At 65.1% G+C, this 19,075-nt stretch carries 19 protein-coding genes; 6 read left to right on the plus strand and 13 right to left on the minus strand.

Features of this window, described 5'->3' with window-relative positions; all coding sequences use genetic code 11:
* Positions 1 to 184: 184 nt before the first annotated feature.
* A complete protein-coding gene (locus N2604_RS28090) occupies positions 185 to 1,018 on the minus strand; it encodes a LysR family transcriptional regulator (protein WP_260371316.1) in 834 nt (277 codons plus the stop codon).
* 122 nt (positions 1,019 to 1,140) lie between these two features.
* Between N2604_RS28090 and N2604_RS28095 the strand changes: the two genes are divergently transcribed.
* Entirely contained in the window at positions 1,141 to 1,734 is a 594-nt protein-coding gene (locus N2604_RS28095; RefSeq protein ID WP_260371317.1) for a cysteine hydrolase family protein, read from the plus strand.
* A gap of 12 nt (positions 1,735 to 1,746) precedes the next feature.
* Positions 1,747 to 2,376, plus strand: a complete 630-nt coding sequence (locus N2604_RS28100) for a glutathione binding-like protein (protein ID WP_260371318.1) — start codon at positions 1,747 to 1,749, stop codon at positions 2,374 to 2,376.
* A 7-nt stretch (positions 2,377 to 2,383) separates the two neighbouring features.
* Here N2604_RS28100 and N2604_RS28105 read toward each other — a convergent pair whose 3' ends face one another.
* Entirely contained in the window at positions 2,384 to 3,460 is a 1,077-nt protein-coding gene (locus N2604_RS28105) for a DUF2778 domain-containing protein (protein WP_260371319.1), read from the minus strand.
* 634 nt (positions 3,461 to 4,094) lie between these two features.
* Here N2604_RS28105 and N2604_RS28110 point away from each other — a divergent pair.
* Entirely contained in the window at positions 4,095 to 4,619 is a 525-nt protein-coding gene (locus N2604_RS28110) for a FecR family protein (protein ID WP_260371320.1), read from the plus strand.
* A 60-nt stretch (positions 4,620 to 4,679) separates the two neighbouring features.
* A complete protein-coding gene (locus N2604_RS28115; protein WP_260371321.1) occupies positions 4,680 to 6,569 on the plus strand; it encodes a CHASE2 domain-containing protein in 1,890 nt (629 codons plus the stop codon).
* 84 nt (positions 6,570 to 6,653) lie between these two features.
* Here N2604_RS28115 and N2604_RS28120 read toward each other — a convergent pair whose 3' ends face one another.
* The 4 genes from N2604_RS28120 to N2604_RS28135 all read right to left on the minus strand — a co-directional run bounded on the left by N2604_RS28120 (position 6,654) and on the right by N2604_RS28135 (position 10,242).
* Positions 6,654 to 8,156, minus strand: coding sequence for a glycosyltransferase family 39 protein (locus N2604_RS28120; RefSeq protein WP_260371322.1), 1,503 nt, complete (start codon positions 8,154 to 8,156; stop codon positions 6,654 to 6,656).
* A 6-nt stretch (positions 8,157 to 8,162) separates the two neighbouring features.
* The gene (locus N2604_RS28125) at positions 8,163 to 9,290 is read right to left on the minus strand and encodes a glycosyltransferase family 2 protein (RefSeq protein ID WP_260371323.1); all 1,128 of its coding nucleotides are present in this window, start codon (positions 9,288 to 9,290) and stop codon (positions 8,163 to 8,165) included.
* A gap of 239 nt (positions 9,291 to 9,529) precedes the next feature.
* Positions 9,530 to 9,730: a hypothetical protein gene (locus tag N2604_RS28130; RefSeq protein ID WP_260371324.1), complete on the minus strand. Its 201-nt coding sequence runs from the start codon at positions 9,728 to 9,730 to the stop codon at positions 9,530 to 9,532.
* Positions 9,731 to 9,861: 131 nt separating this feature from the next.
* Complete coding sequence (locus N2604_RS28135; RefSeq protein ID WP_260371325.1) at positions 9,862 to 10,242, minus strand: hypothetical protein; 381 nt, start codon at positions 10,240 to 10,242, stop codon at positions 9,862 to 9,864.
* A gap of 98 nt (positions 10,243 to 10,340) precedes the next feature.
* On the opposite strand from N2604_RS28135, the gene N2604_RS28140 reads away from it, so the two are divergent.
* Positions 10,341 to 11,177, plus strand: coding sequence for a DUF72 domain-containing protein (locus N2604_RS28140; RefSeq protein ID WP_260371326.1), 837 nt, complete (start codon positions 10,341 to 10,343; stop codon positions 11,175 to 11,177).
* 7 nt (positions 11,178 to 11,184) lie between these two features.
* A complete protein-coding gene (locus N2604_RS28145) occupies positions 11,185 to 11,646 on the plus strand; it encodes a DUF488 family protein (protein ID WP_260371327.1) in 462 nt (153 codons plus the stop codon).
* 184 nt (positions 11,647 to 11,830) lie between these two features.
* Here N2604_RS28145 and N2604_RS28150 read toward each other — a convergent pair whose 3' ends face one another.
* The 7 genes from N2604_RS28150 to N2604_RS28180 form a co-directional block, all read right to left on the minus strand.
* Positions 11,831 to 12,772 carry an IS630 family transposase gene (locus N2604_RS28150; protein ID WP_260370534.1) on the minus strand — a complete coding sequence of 314 codons (942 nt, stop codon included), beginning with the start codon at positions 12,770 to 12,772 and terminating at the stop codon, positions 11,831 to 11,833.
* Between the two features lie 128 nt (positions 12,773 to 12,900).
* Complete coding sequence (locus N2604_RS28155) at positions 12,901 to 13,815, minus strand: PhzF family phenazine biosynthesis protein (protein ID WP_260371328.1); 915 nt, start codon at positions 13,813 to 13,815, stop codon at positions 12,901 to 12,903.
* A 161-nt stretch (positions 13,816 to 13,976) separates the two neighbouring features.
* Positions 13,977 to 15,284: an adenylate/guanylate cyclase domain-containing protein gene (locus tag N2604_RS28160; protein WP_260371329.1), complete on the minus strand. Its 1,308-nt coding sequence runs from the start codon at positions 15,282 to 15,284 to the stop codon at positions 13,977 to 13,979.
* Between the two features lie 109 nt (positions 15,285 to 15,393).
* On the minus strand, positions 15,394 to 16,557 hold the full coding sequence (locus N2604_RS28165) for an ABC transporter permease (RefSeq protein WP_260371330.1): 1,164 nt from the start codon (positions 16,555 to 16,557) through the stop codon (positions 15,394 to 15,396).
* Positions 16,554 to 17,486 carry an ABC transporter ATP-binding protein gene (locus tag N2604_RS28170; RefSeq protein ID WP_260371331.1) on the minus strand — a complete coding sequence of 311 codons (933 nt, stop codon included), beginning with the start codon at positions 17,484 to 17,486 and terminating at the stop codon, positions 16,554 to 16,556. Before N2604_RS28170 ends, N2604_RS28165 begins: the two co-directional genes overlap by 4 nt.
* Positions 17,483 to 18,286 (minus strand): HlyD family secretion protein, encoded by an 804-nt coding sequence (locus tag N2604_RS28175; RefSeq protein ID WP_260371332.1) that lies wholly within the window; start codon positions 18,284 to 18,286, stop codon positions 17,483 to 17,485. Before N2604_RS28175 ends, N2604_RS28170 begins: the two co-directional genes overlap by 4 nt.
* Positions 18,283 to 18,975, minus strand: a complete 693-nt coding sequence (locus N2604_RS28180; protein WP_260371333.1) for a TetR/AcrR family transcriptional regulator — start codon at positions 18,973 to 18,975, stop codon at positions 18,283 to 18,285. The genes N2604_RS28175 and N2604_RS28180 overlap by 4 nt, the downstream gene beginning before the upstream one ends.
* Positions 18,976 to 19,075: the final 100 nt, after the last annotated feature.

The following is a 19,075-nucleotide window of genomic DNA, read 5'->3' on the forward strand; positions in this document are numbered from 1 at the left end:
CATTCGGCGGAACACGAAACCGGAAGACCGGCCCGCGCCAGTCGGGATCTCAGCGAGCCCGAACTCATGGCCTAGCGAAGGACGGCGCTAATAGACCAGGCACGTTCGGGTTGCAAGGGGCAGGTTCAAGATTTTTCGTCGCACCTTGTGCGCAGCGGCGCGATCGTCACAGCGAGACATCGCCTCAACTGCGCGACATCTCCTGGAAACACGCCCTCACCCAGTCGATGGTCACGCGCGCTGCAGCGTCGCGCTTGAGATGGTTCTGCACCAAGAGCCAGACGTCGCGGCGCTTCGGCAGCAGCGTGGCGCGCAGGCGGCGATCACCCAGCAGATCCGCGCAAACATATTCCGGCAACACGCCTGCGGCCTGATGCGCGCGGATCAGGTTGCGGATGACACGAACGTTGTCGGTGACGCAGCGCGCGCGGGCCTTCTTCGTGCGCAGGAATTGCATCTCGGGAATGGTCCCGAGCTCGTCCGGATAGGCGCACAGCATCGGCTCGCTCTCGGTCGCATCAGGCTCGAAATAGTAGAGCCTGATATCGCCGAGCTTCGAGATCGCGAAGTCGCCCTTGTCAGGCTTGCGCAGCCGGATGGCGAGATCGGCCTCCCAGCGCGAAAACTTGACGTTCTCGCTCGAGGTGAGGAATTGCAGGGTCAGGCCGGGATTGGCACGCAGGAAGTCGCTCGCGCGGGGCGACAGCACCTCCTCGGCGACGGTGTTGGTGGAGGCGATCCGCAGGCGTCCCACCGGACCTTCCAGACTCTCACTGAGGCGGCCGATCTCGGCGGCATGTGTGGCCATCGCCTCGACATGCGCCAGCACCGCCTCGCAACTCCGCGTCGGCCTGCGGACGCCGTCAGCGGCCTCGAACAGACGCAAACCGAGCGCACGCTCGATGCGCGACAGCCTGCGCCCGACCGTCGTCTCGTCGATGCGCAGCCGCGCGCTGGCGCCCGCGTAGGTGCCCTCGTCCCTGACGGCAGCGATGATGCGCAGATCGTCCCAGTTCATTGCGCGAGGCTACACCGGCCCCGAGGACCCTGCAATATCGCAGCCACCCGCTGCAATATCCCTGCATATCGGCAGGCCTCCGCGGCGCTATGTTCGTTCAGCCTTTTGCTCCGGAGATTTCCATGACGACCGCAAAGACCCTGCTGCAGCTCGCCGGCGCCGATCTCAATCCGCCGCGCCTCGCCGACGCCGCGCTGGTGCTGATCGATATCCAGAACGAGTATCTCGAAGGTCCTCTCGCCTTGCCCGAGGCGAGACCTGCGATCGCGCGGGCTGCTGCGCTCCTGGCACGGGCTCGCGAGAGCGGCGCCGCGATCTTCCATATCGCCCATCGCGGCAAGGCCGGCAGCCTGTTCGATCGCGGCGCAGACCGCGGCGCCATCGTCGCCGAACTCAGCCCCCGTACCGGCGAGCTGGTGATCGAGAAGGAGTTGCCGAATGCGTTCGCCGGCACTGATTTGCGGGCGCGTCTTGCCGAAACCGACAGGAAGAACATCGTGCTGGCCGGCTTCATGACGCATATGTGCGTCAGCTCCACCGCACGAGCCGCGCTCGACCTCGGTTTTCGCACGACGATCGATGCCGATTCCTGCGCCACGCGCGACCTGCCGGACGGCCGCGGCGGCACGCTGGATGCTCGGACCATCCATGAAGTTGCACTCGCCGAGCTATCCGACCGCTTCGCCATCATCGCGCGCGGCGACGCACTGAAATAACGGAGCAACGCGATGCTGCAACTCTATTTCTCGCCGATGGCCTGCTCGCTCGCGAGCCGCATCGCGCTGATGGAAGCAGGCCTCGAGGCTCGCTATCATCTGGTGCATCTCAGGACCAAGCAGGTCGTGGACGACGGCAGCGACTTCCTCGACGTGTCACCGAAGGGCGCGGTGCCGGTCCTGGTGCTGGAGAACGGCGAGCGGCTGACGGAGAGCGCAGCGGTGCTGCAATACATCGCCGATGTGAAGCCGGAGGCACGCCTTGCGCCGCGGTTCGGCGATCCCGATCGCTATCGCCTGCAGGAATGGCTGAGCTTCGTCGGAACCGAGATCCACAAGGCGTTCCTGTTTCCGACCTTCTGGTACAAGGACGACGGCTCGCTCGCCAAGCCGCGTGCACGGATCCCGCAGACCCTGTCGGTGCCGTCAGCGCATCTGGCGGGCCGCGAATTCCTCGTCGGCAACGGCTTCACCGTGGCAGATGCCCATCTCACCTGGGCCTTGCTGCTGCTCCGTCCGGCAGGGGTCGACATCGCGCAATGGCCGCCGCTCGCGGCCTATCTCGAACGCATGCAGGCGCGGCCGGCAGTGAAGGAAGCGATCGCGACCGAGATGGCGCTGCGCAAGACCTTGGCGGCCTGAGCGCGCCTCACTCCACGTGCGCCAGCACCGCGAGCTTGCGGATGCCCTTGTTGCGGTAGGCATCGAGGAACGCGTAATAATCCCTGAACGACACGCAGCCGTTGGAATCGCCGTTCGGCCCGAGCATGAAGGTGTGCGCGAGCAGGCCGTCGCGACCATGGATCGCGCTCTCGCCACCGATCGGCGTCAGGCGCAGCGCCGGCACGCCGTGGAACAGCGCCTCGCGCGGCTTCAGCGTATAGATGTGCGGCGGCGTCACGCCGCGCATGCGGATTTTCGAGGAGCGCGGATCGTCGAGATTGGAGCCGAGGCCCGAATGCGCCTCGAGCCTGGTGCCGTCGGGCAAATACACGGTCTTGGCGGTGATGTCGTAGACTGCGGTGTCGCGCTCATAGGGCGGCGCGCCGCCGAGCATCGGATTCTGCTCCTTCGGCGCGATCGACGCGGTCACACTGGCATCGGCCGAGGCATAGGCGAGCAGTCCGCCGGACGGCTCGCGCTTGCCCCAAAGCTTGTCCACCATCGACTGGCGCGGTCCGGTGATCGACATCACCGCGGCCTTGGCCCTGTCGGCGAATGACTTCGGCTTTGCCTCGGGTCCCGGCACGATCTCGGCCGGGTCGGCCGAGGCCAGCTGCATCTGGCCCTCCGCCGCGCGCTTGGCCTTGTCGGAGGTCTTGTCAGTGGATTTGGCCGCCGGCTTCAGCGCGTCTGCGACCTTCGCGATCACGCTCTGCTTCGGGGCGTCTTTGGCTGCCGCAACCTGGGTCGCGGGTGCGGCGCTGGCGGCATTCGACGGCACGCCCTGCGTCGCGGCCGCGGCAAAGCGCTCGTTGAACATCTCGCGCGAGATCGGAGCTGCGACCTGGAGCCGGTCAGGCAGCAGCGCGAAGGTTTCCTTGATGGCCTCCCCGGCCTCGCGCAGCGCCACCTTGGGCGCGCGCTTGATCACCGGCTCGTCGTAGCCGATGCTGCCGACGGTCGGATAGACGCTCGCGCCGAAGATGTTGCTGTGGATGGTCCAGCCGGCGCCCATCACGACGCAGCCGATCGCCGCGGCGCCGAGCCAATTGGTGGTGGTCATTTTCCGGGAAGGCTTCCGAAGAGAATTCTTGCCAGGATTTTTGGACTTCCGTGCCGCGTTACTCTGCGCAGCGATACTCGTACTCATTCGCCTTGCGTCCAGGACGGTGTCACTCAGTCCCCCCTTTCGAAGTGCCGCTGGTCACGATCCGGGAACAGCATCTCGCAGAGGGTCGGAGCGTCATTAAGGCGACTTTTAGTTAAATGCGGATTAAGTTCGGGCGGATGTCGGGCAACGCGTTAACGTTGTCCCGTTTTGAGAAAAAAGCCCGCAGAAGTACGGACTTAGTCGCGTTTGTTAACCATAATTCTCGGCTGGATCGGGCGATCAGCAGACGTCTCACGGCCGCCTCTCTAGGCGCATCCAACCAAGTCATTTTCGTGGTCTTCAATACCCTGATGATAGCGGGGAAGGGTTGCGCGAGGCTGGTGCATCCGGCTCCGCCTTCGCCTCTCCCCGCTTGCGGGCAGAGGCCGGAATGCGCGCTTTGACTGAAAGTTGATCGCACCTGACTGGAAAATGCCGCAGCAAGAAAATAGCTGCGAGAAGCGGCACTTTTCAGCAGCCTCTGCGTGTGATACGGTACCGTATCATCCCGCCCTGACCTGTGCCGAGCACGCAAACGGAGGCTGGCATGAGAGGGATCGCGCGCGCGGGGCTTTTCGCCCTGGCGGGGTCGTTTCTGTTGATTGGATCTGCGACTGCGCAGCCTGCGGCCGATACCGGCTGCACGGCGTCGCCGTCGGCTGCCGGGACGCAGACCTGGCGCTGCGACAACGGCATCACCATCGTTGCGGAAAACGGCGCCAGATTTGAACTTAAGGACGCCAACCGCGACGGACATATAGACTCCGTGGAGTTGAGCAGCAAAGCGCTGCTGATCGAGGTGCCCAAGAAGCCGCGCGGCAATCCCTTCAAGGTGCTGACGCCGCAAGCGATTGCCGCGGTGCGCGGCACGAAATGGGCGGTCGATGTCGCTGACGCCAAGACGTCCGTGTTCGTCGCAGACGGCCGGGTCGGCGTGAGCCGCAGGGCTCGTGGACGCGCCGTCGTGCTCGGACCCGGTGAAGGCGTCGATGTCGAGGCAACCGGCCCGTTGACCGTCAAGACATGGGGCCAGCCGCGCGTCGATGCGCTGATGGCAAGACTCGGGCAATGAGCCCGGGTCAACCAGGCCCGGCCCGTGAGATTTGGACAATAGAGATTGCAAGACGACCGCATGCGCAGCCGACGCGTTCAGATCCTGGTGGCACTCGTCCTCACCGCGCTGTGGGGCGCGGGAATCTATGCCACGCACGCCGACGGCCATCTGCGCTTTCTGGACCGCCTCGAAGCCACGTTGACGGATTGGCGGACGCAGGCCCGCGGCGTGCAGCGTCCGCCGGATCTCGTCACCATCGTCGCGATCGACGACACCGTGGTGAAGCGCGGCGGCAGCTATCCGCTGCCGCGCGCCGATCTCGCCCGCGTGGTCGACACCATCGTGCAGTTCAAGCCGAAGGTGGTGGCGATCGACCTGCTGCTGGTCGACCGTAGCGCCGCGATCGGCGATGCGACGCTGGCCAACACGCTGGCCACCGGCCCCATGGTGCTCGCCGCCGCGGCGATCTTCCCCTCCGCCAGCGAAACCGTGGCCCCCAGCCGCGAAGGTCCCCTCGCCGTGCTGCCGGAGGCCGAACGCTTCCTGCAGCCATTGCCCGCATTCGCCGTTCACGCCGAGGTCGGCGTCGTCAACGTCGCCACAGGGCAATCAGGCTCGCCGCTCGCGGTGCCGATGCTGTTCAAGACACGCGACAAGGTCGAGCTGTCGTTTCCGTTGCGCGTCGCGGCCCGCGCGCTCGACAAGCCGCTGACCGTCGCGCCGGGCCATCTCATGCTTGGCGATCGCCTGGTGCCGACCGACAGCAATCTGGCATTGCCGATCACCTATTACGGCCCGCGGCGCACCATCCGTACCGTCAGCGCACAGAGCATCTTCGACGGCACGCTCGATCGCGCGGCCATCGAGAACCGGATCGTCGTGATCGGCGCATCCGTCGCCGGCGGCGGCGACTTCTATCCGACGCCGTTCGATTCCCTGATGCCCGGCGTCGAAGTGGTCTCGACCGCGATCACGCATCTCGTCGCCGGCGACACCATCGTGCGTGACCACAGGGTCCGCATTGCCGACGCGCTCACGGCGATCCTGCTGCCGATGCTGCTGGTCGGCCTGCTCGCCTGGCAGCGCATCGCGCTCGGCACCATGGCCGCGGCCGCGGTGATGATCGCCTGGGCCGGGCTCAATTTGTTCGCGTTCACGCACGGCGTCTGGCTGAACGCGGCGACCACCCTCGCCGCCGCAGTGCCGCCGGTTGCGGTCTTTGCCGGCGTGCAGCTTTGGGCCGGAGGCCGCCGCACGCAGTATTTCGCCGCCCAGAGCCGGTCGCTTGCGCAATTCCAGGCTCCGGCGGTGCAGGAGTGGCTGGCGCGAGATCCGAACTTCCTGTCAAAACCCGTCCGGCAGAATGCAGCCGTGGTCTTCGTCGATCTCTCCGGTTTCACCGGTCTGAGCGAGCGGATCGATCCGGACGAGCTCACGGATATTCTGAAGGCGTTTCATGCGCTGATCGACCGGATCGCGATCGATTGCGGCGGCATGATCACCGGCTTTCTCGGCGACGGCGCCATGATCCTGTTCGGGCTGCCGCGCGCGATGCCCGACGATTCGGCGCGCGCGCTGAAATGCGCGGTCGATCTGCATCGCGGCCTCGCACGTTGGATCGCCTCGCTGCCGCCGGCGATCGCAGATCAGCTCGGCTTCAAGATCGGCGCGCATTACGGCCCCATCGTCGCCTCGCGGCTCGGCGAAAGCCATCAGCACATCACGGCGACAGGCGACACCGTCAACGTCGCAAGCCGGCTGATGGAGATAGCCGCCCAGAACGGTGCGCGCCTCGCGCTGAGCGACACGCTACTGGATGCGGCCGACTTCCAGGGCGCGCCCGACGGCGTTCTGTCCGGCCCCCTGCTCGCCCAGGTCCGCGGCCGCTCCGGCGTCGTGACCGTCTGGTTCTGGCGCGATCGCGACGGGCCGGGCCAGGACGCGGCCAAGGCCGAGATGATGGGCTGAGTAGCCATTGCTGTCTCCAACACTTCATCGTCGTCCCCGCGCAGGCGTCGCCTTCGCGGGGAACGACGGCGGAGTGTGAGGGCGCTACCGCGCTTCCGGCGGCGGCGAGCGGTCCAGCACCTCGCCCTTGGCGCCTTCCAGCAGGTCGATGCCGTAGGTCTCGATCACGAGGGGCCCGCGCTTGCGCTGCAATTGCGCCACCTGCGTCACCTGCGCAAAGAGAGCATTGAGGGCGGGATGGCCGTCGGCGCGCAGCTCGTCGACATAGAGCAGCTTGCCGGCGAGCAGCTTGGGATCGGGCTCTTCCATGTTGACCCAGCGGATACGCTGATTTTGCTGTGCGACGCAGGTGCCGCGCGGCAGATAGAATGCGAGCCAGCTCGTGGTGCCGTAGTCCTGCGCGAGCACACAGGTGGCGCCATGGCGCGCCCGCACGGCTTCGATCTCAGCCGCCAGCTCGCGCCAGCCGACACCGACACTGCGCACGGTGGCATCGCGGCGATATCCGGACAACCAGCCGGTGTTGGCCTGCACGATCAAGGCTGCAAACATGACGATGCCCACGGGCGCGGCCCACCGCAGGCAGAATTCGACGAGGCGCCGCTGCCGCGGCTTCCATTGGGCGAGGTTGGCAGCGGCGGCCGCGGCAATGACGAAGGGCGGATAAACCGGCGCGAACCAGTTGGCCTCGACGCGGGCATGCAGCGAATGCCAGACGAAATAGGCGACGATGGTCCAGAACATCGTCTCGATCAGCACGCGCGAGGCCAGCGCGCCGGCGCGCTGCCAGGTCAGCGCATGCAGGCCCATCGCGCCGAGGATAAAGACCAGCGGCGTTGCGAACGCGATCTGGGTCGGGATCAGCTCGGCGATGAAGACCGGGCGGAAGTCCTCGATCTTGGCGCGGCCGAGCTGCTTTGCGAACGAGACCCATTGATGGTCCGCATTCCAGAGGATCACCGGCGAAAACAGCGCCAGGGCAACGAGGCCGCCGAGATAGGGCCAGGGCGAGAGAAACCAGCGCCGCAGTTTTGGCACGGACGCGAGCCAGATCAGGATCGCCGGCCCGAAGAACATCGCGGTGTATTTCGACAGCAGCGCGGCGCCGACCGCCATCCCGACCGCGAGCCACCAGGCGCCCCGTCCCGTCTCCAGCACCTTGGCGAGGAAGAACAGCACGAAGCTGGAGGCGACCAGCAGCGGCGCATCAGGCGTGACGATCAGCGTGCCGACGGAGGCCAGCAGCGTCACATTGAGCAGGATGGCGCTGGTCGCAGCCACGCGCGCGCCCCCGAACAGGATTGCGGCTGAGCGATAGACCGCATAGCTCATCGGCAGGGCCAGCAGGATCGAGACGAGGCGAACGCCGAGCTCGGTGTCGCCCGCGATCATGGTGCCGGCGCGGATCACATAGGCGGCCATCGGCGGGTGGTCGTAATAGCCCCCGGCGAGGTTCTTCGACCACATCCAGTAATAGGCTTCGTCGAAGGTAATTGGCGTGAACGCGGCCGCGACGAGCCGCAATCCGACCAGCGCGAGAATCAGCAGCGCAGTATTGCGGACGATCCGCGCGTCAGCTCCGCCCATGTCGCGCTATTTCTTGCGCCAGACGAACAGTCCGGACATCGCGTAGTTCCACACCACGCCCATCAGCGCGCCTGCCATGCCGGCCAGCCACCAGATCGGCTCCTGGTCGTAGACCGAGAAGGCGACGCCGACATTGGCGAGCAGGCCGACGCTGCACACGAGGTAGAAGGCGATCAGGCCGCGCAGCAGCGCAAAGCCCTTCAGCCGCTGGTCGCGATAGGTGAGGAAGTTGTTGAGGATGAAATTGCTGGTCATGGCGACGATCGCGCCGGCGGCCTGCGCCTCCGCGAACGGCGCCTTGAACAGCTGAAGCGCGATGAACAGCGTGGTCAAATGCACCACGAGGCCGATGCCGCCGACCATCGCGAACAGGATGAAGCGCAACGAGACGATGTCGTTGGTCAGCTTGGCGAAGACGAGACCTAGGAAGTCGAGCGCGACCATGGAATCGAGCTTGCTCTCGCCGTGCTGGCGGGCGCCGAAGGTGTAGGGAATCTCGACCGCCCGCAAGCCACCGTGCGCCGTCGCGACGATGTCGAGCAGGATCTTGAAGCCGTGCACCGAGAGCTTCGGCGCGAGCTGCTCGAAGCGGTCGCGGCGAATCATGAAGAAGCCGCTCATGGGATCGGCAATCTCGACCCGCAGCATCTTCTTGGCGACCTCGGTCGCGAGCGCGCTGGCGCCGGCGCGCTGCTTGTTGAAGCCCTCGCTCTTGTAGCCCTCGATGTAGCGGCTGCCGACGACGAGGTCGGCCTGGTCGCTTGCGAGCAGCAACAGCATCTTGGGCAGCTGCGTCTCGTCGTGCTGGAGGTCGGCATCGATCACGGCCACATAGGGCGCGCTCGAGGCAAGGATGCCCTCGATGCAGGCGCCCGACAGGCCGCGGCGGCCGATGCGGCGGACGCAGCGCACGCGGCTATCGCGCTGCGCCAGTTCGCGCACGACGTCCCAAGTGCCGTCGGGCGAATTGTCGTCGACGAACACGACTTCCCAGGCGACGTTGGCAAGCGTCGCCTCCAGGCGCCGGTACAGCACCGTGACGTTGTCGCGCTCGTTGAAGGTCGGGACGATGACCGACAGTTCCGGCCCCTCTTGAGCCTGGTTGTCGATGCCCGGTCTGATCGCTTCATTCATGACGGCAGCGTATATCTGCCGCATCCTGCGCTGCCAAGCCGGGGTTCTGGGGAATGGCCGAAAAGGCCCTAAAATGCCAACGACCCCGGAACGGCGGGCCGCGCGTACATCCGGCGCAAGCCTTAAGCTATTCCAAGGTCGTCCCAGCGACGGAGGTCTTTACGCTCAACGTCGCCGTTAGAAGCTAGATGGGGACGGCAAAGGCGTTCCGCAAGGGCGGAAACCCCATTTTTCGTGCCCTATTGGTTGGGCACTTCCCGGATGATCGGTCCCCGCGGCGCGGGCGCGGCGGGGACTGCCGGTGCCGCCGGGGCGGGCTCGATCTTCGCCGGCTTGGGCGGCTTGCCGTATTGGCCGATCGGCCCGAACACGACGGCAACCGCAAGCACGACCGCCGCGACGATCGCCCCCAGAATGCCACCCACCGACTCAGACGACATGCAAGTTCCTGCTCCAGACGGGCCCACTGATACCATGGATGAGCGCGCGGCTGGAAGGCCCGCGCGAATAGCGAATGGCGAATGGCGAATGAGGCAACCCGGGCTTCTACCCTACTCGCTATTCGCCACTCCTACTTCGCCGGCGGCCGTTGCTTGACGAAGGCCATCACGATGTCCTTCTGCGCCGCCTGCACCGCCCTGTTCGCGGTGGCGAGATGGGCACCGGCATCGATGTCAGGATATTGCGTGGTGAGATAATCGAGCAGCGTCACCCGGTAATATTGCCGCTCCGACGGACAGGCGCCCGCAACCGAGCGGCCGAAATCCTGCTCCGAGAGGCCCTGATTGGAGTTGCGGGAATATTCCCGCGCCAGGCAATGCCAGTAATCGTCGCGGCCCTGCTGAGCGAGCTTCTGCGCGCCCTTCGCATCGTCGTCATCCGCCTCGGCAGAACTCGTCATGGCAGCAGATGTCATCACGACGAGTGCGCCTCCCACCAGCAGCATCCGCATCTTGTTGTCCTTCTTCGCGGGCCCGTCGCGAGCTTAGACCGGGCCGGCCAACTGGCCAATCACATCTGGTTTGATTAGGATGGGATCCCTCCCCGTCGATGCGAGATCCTCCCGTGGCCAAAGCAAAAACTGCGTCAAAAAAATCCGGCAACATCTTCATCGGAATCGGCGGCTGGACCTTCGAGCCCTGGCGCGGCGTGTTCTATCCGGAGAAGCTGGCGCAGGCGAAGGAGCTGTCCTATGCCGCCTCCAAGCTGACCTCGATCGAGATCAACGGCACCTACTATGGCTCGCAGAAGCCGGAGAGCTTTCGCAAATGGGCGAGCGAAGTGCCCGAAGGCTTCGTGTTCTCGGTGAAGGGCCCGCGCTTTGCGACCAACCGCCGCGTTCTCGCTGAGGCCGGCGACTCCATCAAGCGGTTCTATGATTCCGGCGTGCTGGAGCTCGGTGATCATCTGGGGCCGGTGCTGTGGCAGTTCGCGCCGACGAAGAAGTTCGACGGTGCCGATTTCGGCAAGTTCCTGGAGCTGTTGCCGCGCAAGCTCGAGGGGCGCGCACTGCGCCATGTCGTGGAAGTGCGCCATGACAGCTTCTGCACGCCGGACTTCGTGGCGCTGATCCGCGAGTTCGAGACGCCGGTGGTGTTCGCCGAGCACGGCAAATATCCCGCCATCGCAGATGTTGCCGGCGATTTCGTCTACGCGCGGCTGCAGAAGGGCAATGACGAGATCAAGACCTGTTATCCGCCGAAGCAGCTCGATGCCTGGGCCGAGCGCTTTCAGGCCTGGGCTTCGGGCGGTGAACCCGACGATTTGCCGAAGGTTGACAAGGCCAAGCCGAAGAAGGAGCCGCGCGACGTGTTCGCCTATGTCATCCACGAGGGCAAGGTGCGCGCACCGCACGGCGCCATGGAACTGATTGCGCGGGTGAGCTGAGGGTCACATGGCAAAGGCGAAGAAGCTGTTCACCATCGGCTATGAGCAGACACCGCCCGAGGCCGTGCTGGACGAGCTGGAACGGGCCGGCGTCAAGCTCGTGGTCGACGTGCGCGCGGTGACGTCGTCGCGCCGGCCGGGCTTTTCCAAGAAGCAGCTTTCGGCGGGCCTCGACGAGCGCGGCATCGGCTATGTCCATCTCGCCGCGCTCGGCACGCCGAAGGAAGGCCGCCTCGCCGCCCGCAGCGGCCAGTACGACGTGCTGGAGAAGATCTATTCAAAGCACCTGAAGACGCCGCAGGCGAAAGAAGAGATGGACGAGCTCTCGGCGCTGGTGAAGAAGGCCGGCCCGGTGTGCCTGCTCTGCTACGAGCGCGACCACACCCATTGCCACCGCCAGATGATCGCGGAGATCATCGAGGAGCGCGACGGGGTCGCGGTGAAGAATTTGGCGGGGCGGCAGGTGTAGCTGCCGCTCGGGCCGGGGACGAAACCACGACTCTATCCGTAGCCGTCATCCTGAGGTGGCCGCTTCTTCAGCGGCCACCGAAGGACGACGGCGTGCCACCGATGTTGGCAGCATCTCGGCCGTGCATCCTTCGAGGCTCGCAAGGGCTCGCACCTCAGGATGACGGATCTAGAGCATGATGTTTTTATACGGAAACGTAGCCTGAGTTTTTGAAGTAGTTGGTGCACTCCGTCTCGGAGAAGAGATCGAGGAGTTCACCAGCCTTTCTCCAGGTTGCCTCCACGTCACGAGGCTCGGCGGCTCGCATGAGGTGTTTGAGTTTGGCGAAGACCTGCTCGATCGGATTGAGGTCAGGGCTATATGGCGGCAAGAAGATGCGGTGGGCGCCTCTGGCGCGGATGGCTTGGCGAGCCGCTTTGCCCTTATGGCTGCCAAGATTGTCGAGAACGACGATCTCGCCCGGTGCGAGGGTGGGTGCCAACACCTTCTCGACGTACAGCGTGAAGAGCTCACCATTGATGGGACCATCGATCACCCAAGGCGCGCTGATCCGATCGTGACGCAGCGCCGCGATGAAGGTCATGGTCTTCCAATGGCCGAAAGGTGCAGATGCTTGGAGGCGCTGTCCACAAGGCCCCCAGCCGCGTAGCGGCGCCATATTGGTCTTGATCCACGTCTCGTCGATAAAAACCAACCGTGCGACGTCGATCCTGCCTTGATGTGCTTTCCAGCGGGTCCGCTTACGGACGACGTCTGGGCGATCCTGCTCGGCCGGTAGAAGCGTTTTTTTGAAGCTGAGCCCCTCGGCGTGAACAAAAGTCCACACCGCCCGCACGTCTGTCTTGATCCCCCGTGCAGCCAGCTCCTGCGTCAGCTTGCGCAAGGTGAATGGCCCCGAGCGAATGCGTTTGCGCAGCCAGTCGGCGTTGGCATCCGACAGAACCCGCTTCTTGTGGCCGCCGATCTGGCCGGGCGCCAGGCCTCCGGTATCCCGCCTCAGATTCTTCCACTTCGTCACGCAGGAGGGGCTGATCTGGAGCGCCTCGGCAATCGAACGAACCGTTTCCCCTGCGTCAGCTCGCGCCAAAGCCCGTTCCCGGATGTCTTCCGAATAGGGTCGCGTCATCCATGCTGGCCTCCGCCCTCCAGCATGGATGTTGAATCAGAAATCGCTCCCAGTGGGAATCCCGATTCCAGTCAAAAACAACATGCTCTCTAGGTGGAGTGCGCCCAGCTCGAGTTTAGAATGACCGCCTACCCCTCTCCCGCCAACCTAAACGTCCCCTCCATCATCTGCACGCAAGCGCCGCCGACATGGGCGGAGACGATCTTGCCGTCCTGCTTGCGCACGCGTGTCAGGAGAATGCTCGGCCGGCCCATGTCAAAGCCCTGGCCGACCGTGAGCTTCAACTCGCCATCGCGGGCGGGATCGAGATCGGCGAACAGCGCGGCGGCGGCAACCGTGGCGCTGCCGGTGGCGGGATCTTCGGCGAGACCGCCGGCGCCGCGCATGAACATGCGCGCCTGCCGCTCGCTAGGCGCCTCCGTCGCTGGCACCTCGCGGGTATAGAACCACACCGAGCGGGCACCATCGCGCGGCAAGACCCTGGCAAAAGCCGCAGCATCGGGCCGGGCCCGCTTCAGCGCCTCGCGCGAATGCAGCTCGAGCACCAGAAACGCGTTTCCGACGGTGACGATCTGCGGCTCGTGATTGTCGGTCTTGATGTCGTCAGCAACGAGGGAGATGCAGCTCGCGGCATCCGCTGCCGACAGCCTTGAGAGCCGCTGCAGCGGCTGCGGCGCGGTGAGCTCGGTTCTGATCACCTTGCCCTGCTCTCGCACGATCTCGACCGGAACCAATCCGGCCTTCTCCTCGAACAGCAGGCGCGGCTTCGGCTCTTTCGCCATCGAGGCCAGCACGAAGGCGGTGCCGACATTGGGATGGCCCGCAAAGGCGATCTCCTGCACCGGCGTGAAGATGCGCACTTCGGCGTCGTTGGCCTTGTCGCGCGGCGGCAGCACGAAAGTGGTCTCGGAATAGTTGAACTCGGTCGCGATCGCCTGCATCTGCTGCGTCGTGAGCCCGCCGGCATCGAGCACCACGGCGAGCTGGTTGCCTCCGAAGGCGCGGTCGGTGAACACGTCGACGGTGACGTAGCGGCGCTGCATCTGCACTTCCCCATGCAAGTCGCGGCCGCGACCGGCCGCATCGCGCAGCACTCTACAAGCCGGAAACATCGCTAGTCATGCCCCAAAATTGAGTGCAATCGGAGCAATCGCGGAAGAACTTTGGACGCGACAGGACGGCCAACCGGCGAGAGAGGTAATACCTACCCCAGCTGAAACACCGGCACTTTCTGCTCGTAGCCGCGCACCTCGACCTCGCCGAGTGCGACGGCATCGCCGCCGTCGGCACCGAGCGCCTCGCGCACGGACGCGGAGATCAAGAGCTGCGAGCCGAAATCCTTGTTCAGCGCCTCAAGCCGCGCGGCGAAGTTCACGGTGTCGCCGATGACGGTGTATTCCTTGCGCCGGGGCGAACCGATATTGCCGGCGACGACCTCGCCGAAATGGATGCCGATGCCGATCCGCAGCGGCCAGCTGCTCTCCGCGTTGATGCGATCCATTGCCCGGAGCATCTCGCGGCCGGCGGCGACCGCGCGGTGCGCGGCGTCGGATGCTTCCAGCGGCGCGCCGAACAGCGCGAGAAAACCGTCACCGAGAAACTTGTTCACGATGCCGCCCTGGCGGTCAAGAATGTCGACCAGCACGGCGAATGCGCCATCGAGCCGGTCGACCACCTCCTGCGGCGTGCGCGACTGCGCACCGGCCGTGAAGCCGCGGAAATCGACGAACATCACCGCGACGCGGCGGACATCGCCGCTCGTGCGCGTTCCCGCCGTCATCAGCCGCTCCACCACTTGCGGCGACACGTGCTGGCCGAACAGATTGGTGACCCGGTCGCGCGCGGTTGCGGCCGCGATACTCGCGGCGAACTGCCGCCGCAGCTGCGCGCCGACGGCGCCCGCCAGCACGCCGCAGATCAGGATGACCGTGCTGCGAACGGCGTGGAAGTAGATCAGGGGCTCGCCCGTGTCGCTCACCGAATTGTAATACAGCGCGACGGCCAAGAGCTCGGCCGCAGCTACGAATCCGGTGAAGGTGGACAGCCAGAAATCGAGCCGCAGCGTCGAAAGGATGACGAAGATGAAATAGACCAGTGGCAGCACGAAACCAAGCGCGGGCCCAGCGCCCATGCTGCGGATCTGCAGGATCAGGATGACGGTCGGCAGCGACGTTTCGATAAGGGCGCCGATATAGCGCCGGATGACCGGCAGGTCGCGATCAAGCTTGAGGTTTCGCCTGATCTGGCGGTGGACCCAGGCCTCGAAGAGGATGAAGCCCCCGACGAGGATGTATTCGCGGACGAGGCCCTCGGTCCCGTGCCAGACCCGGTTCACGAGAGCAGGCTCGATCAGGAATGTCGAGGTGAGGAACAGGATCATGACGCAGCCGGTGATGATCAGTGTCCGCACCCGCAACAGCTCGGTGCGCAGCACCTCCCGCGTCAGCTCGCGCTCGAACTCCGCCGACATCGCGGCATGCTGCCGCGCTTTCCTGCTCGCAAACTTGGCCATTCCACCCCCTTGTCATTCCGGGGCGCGGCGAAGTCGCGAACCCGGAATCTCGAGATTCCGGGCTCACGCTACGCGTGTCCCGGAATGACTCTCAAGGGGTCAGTTTGCCTCAATCCAGCGTACGGCGGAAGCGCGTCACGGCGACGGTCATGGCGAGCAGCATCAGGGTCGCCAGCGCCAGCGCGTCGAAATGCAAATTCTGCATGGTCGCGCCCTTCAGCATGATGGCGCGGACGATCCGCAAATAATGGGTCAGCGGCAAGGCCTCGCCGAGATATTGCGCCCAGGCCGGCATGCCTGCGAACGGGAACATGAAGCCAGAGAGCAGAATGCTCGGCAGGAAGAACATCATCGACATCTGCATGGCCTGGAGCTGATTCTGCACCAATGTCGAGATGGTGTAGCCGATCGACAGATTGGTGGTGATGAACAGCGTCGAGAGCAGCGCCAGCAGAACGAGGTTGCCGAGCACGGGCACGCCGAACAGGCCGACACCGATGCTGATGATCAGGAAGGCCTGGACGAAGCCGACCAGCACGTAAGGGATGATCTTGCCGAGCATGACCTCGACCGGCTTGATCGGCATCGACAACAGGCTCTCCATGGTGCCGCGCTCGACCTCGCGCGTCACCGACAGCGCGGTGAAGATCAGCATGGTCATGGTCAGGATGGTGCCGACCAGGCCCGGCACGATGTTGAGGCTGGAGCTAGCTGCCGGATTGTAGCGGGCATGGGAGCGGATCTCGAACGGCATCTCCGGGGGATCGCCGATATAGAGATCGTGCTTGAGCGCGGTCTGCACGACCATGCCGAGCGAGCCGATCGCGGCGCTCGCCGCGACCGGATCGGTGGCGTCGGCGGCAACCAGCAGCGCCGGCCTGTCGCCGCGCCGCACCGCCCGCTCGAAGCCGCGCGGGATCTCGACGCCGAACAGCACCTTGCCGGATTTCAGGAGATTGTCGAAATCATCGACGTCGTGCACCTCATAGAGGAAGCGGAAATAGGCGGTGTTCTCCAGCGCCTTCAGGATCGAGCGAGCGAGATCGGAATCCTCCTGGAGCAGCACCGCGCTCGGCAGATGATGCGGCGTGGTGTTGATGGCATAGCCGAACAGCATGAGCTGCATCACCGGCAGCATCACGATCATCGCGAACGAGACGCGGTCGCGCCTCAGCTGGATGAACTCCTTGATCAGCATCGCGTAGGAGCGCCGCAAAAAGCCGAAGCGCTCGCGAATTTCGCGCCGTGGTTCGGGATGGTCGAGTGCACTCATTGGAAATTGTCCTTGGAGCGCCCCATCAGCTCGATGAACACGTCTTCCAGCGACGGTTGCGACTTCTGCCAGTTTAGTCCGCCCTTCTCGCGCCAGGGCGCGATGCTGGCTTCGAGCGCCGGGACGTCGCGGCCGGAAACATGCAGCGAGGTGCCGAACGGCGCCACCATGTCGATCCCGGGCTTACCCGTGAGCGCGGCCCCGAGGCCGTTCAGGTCTTCGCCGGTGACGGTGTAGGTCGTCAGCGCGGATTTCGCGATCACCTCCTCCACGGTGCCGTGCGCCAGCAGGTAGCCGTAGGCGATATAGGCGATCTCGTGGCAGCGCTCGGCCTCGTCCATGTAATGGGTCGAGACCAGCACCGTGAGCCCCTCGGCGGCGAGCGCGTGGATCTCGTTCCAGAAATCGCGCCGCGCCTTGGGGTCGACGCCGGCGGTCGGCTCGTCCAGCAGCAACAATTGTGGATTGGGCAGCGTGCAGGCTCCCAGCGCCAGGCGCTGCTTCCAGCCGCCGGAGAGCTCGCCGGCGAGTTGCTCCTCGCGCCCCGAGAGCCCGAGCCGCTTGATCATGTCGCGCGCGGCGCCGCGCGCGTCGGCGAGGCCATAGAGCCGCGCCACGAATTCGAGGTTCTCGCGCACCGAGAGGTCCTGGTACAGGCTGAAGCGTTGCGTCATGTAGCCGACCTGGCGCTTGATCTTCTCGGCGTCGCGGCGGATGTCGTAGCCGAGGCAGGTGCCCTCGCCGCTATCAGGCGTGAGCAGGCCGCAAAGAATGCGGATGGTGGTGGTCTTGCCCGAGCCGTTGGGACCGAGGAAGCCGTAGATCGAGCCGCGCTTCACCTGCATCGACAGATCGTGCACGACCTCGCGGCCGCCGAATGACTTCGTCAGGCCTTTGACGTCGATTGCGATGCCGTTGCCGTTGCTCATCGCTTGTCCGCCACCGGTGTCTTGGTCTCAGGAGTTTTGGGATTGAGGTGGACGTCGATCGGCTGTCCGACGCGCAAGGCATCGGGCCGCGAGGGCCGCGCCTGGATCAGATAGACCAGCTTGTTGCGCTCCTCGAGGCTGTAGATGACGGGCGGCGTGTATTCCGCCGAGGTCGCGATGAAGTAGATCTTCGCGGTGAGATCGGCGGCGCAATTGTCGCAGGAGACACGCACCGTGTCGCCGATCGCGAGCTTCGGCAACTCGGTCTCCGGCACGAAGAAGCGCAGCTTCATGTTGCCGGGCGGCATGATCGAGAGCACCGGCCGCTGCGCCGCCACCATCTCGCCTTCGCGGAAATAAATCTGCTGGATGGTGCCGGCGACGGGCGCGAAGCCTTTGCGCCGCGCCATCCGCGTCTCCGAGGTCGCCACCCGCGCCTCTGCGACACGCAGGGCGGACACGGCGGCATCGAGATTGGCCTGCGTGCCCGAACCGGTCTTGCTCAGCGAGGCCGCACGGTCATAGGTCTGCTGCGCGTTCGCGAGCGTCGCCTTCTGCTGGTTGAGGTCGGCAAGCTGGAGATCGTCATCGACGGAATAGAGGTGATCGCCGACCTTGACCTCGTCGCCTTCGCGGACGTTGAGCTTGGTGACGCGCCCGGCTTCGTCGGGGCTGACGAAGATCATGTCTGCCTCGACCCAGCCCTGGAAGCCGGGATCGCGCTTCTCCTTGCACCCGGCAAGCCCGGTTGCGAGCACACCGAGCAATGCCAAGACAAAAATTGCTTGCGACGACCTCATGTCGTGCTCCGTTCGCCAAAAATCAAATCGAGATGAACGCGCAGCATCTCCTGCGCGTCGAGCGGCGCATGCCGCGCAAACAGGCTCTGCCAGATCACAGCGATCATCGCCGGCGCGACCAGGATCTGCGGATAGCGCGCGAGGTCCTTTTCGCGAATCTCGCCGCGGGCGATGCCGAGCTCGATCAGCGCGCGCATGGCGGCGATCCCGCGCGAGACCACTTCGCGGTAGTAGAAGTCGGCGACCGACGGAAAGCGCGGCCCCTCCGCCACGATCAGGCGCACCAGATCGCCGCGCCTCGTGCCGATCACCTCCTTCAGGAAGTTGCCGGCGAAAGTCTCGATGAGGTCGCGTACCGATCCCGCCGGCGGCGGCAGCGTGGTCAGCCGCGCGACCACGGGAACGATGACGATGCGCACCAGCTCCTCGAACATCGATTCCTTGTCCTTGAAGTGCAGGTAGATCGTGCCCTTGGCGACGCCGGCGCGCTTGGCGATGTCGTCGAGCCTGGTCGCGGCAAAGCCGCGCGCGATGAACTCCTCCATCGCCGCCTCCACGATCGCCGCACGCCGCTCGGCCGCGCGGGTGGCGCGGTTCGAGGCAGGCGTCGCATCGGGGCCTGCAGACGCAGGGGCGTTCGCGTGGGGAGCCGCAGAGGGCAAGGCGGCTTTGGTCGGTTTCTTCGTCATCTAAAATAGATGACTGACTGGTCAGTCATAGTCAAGCCTGGAAAGTGGCCGAGCAAACGAATTAGTATTGACTAATGCATTAGTATCTACTAATCCGATC

Origin of the sequence: Bradyrhizobium sp. CB1015, from assembly GCF_025200925.1 — a bacterium.
Lineage (GTDB): Bacteria > Pseudomonadota > Alphaproteobacteria > Rhizobiales > Xanthobacteraceae > Bradyrhizobium.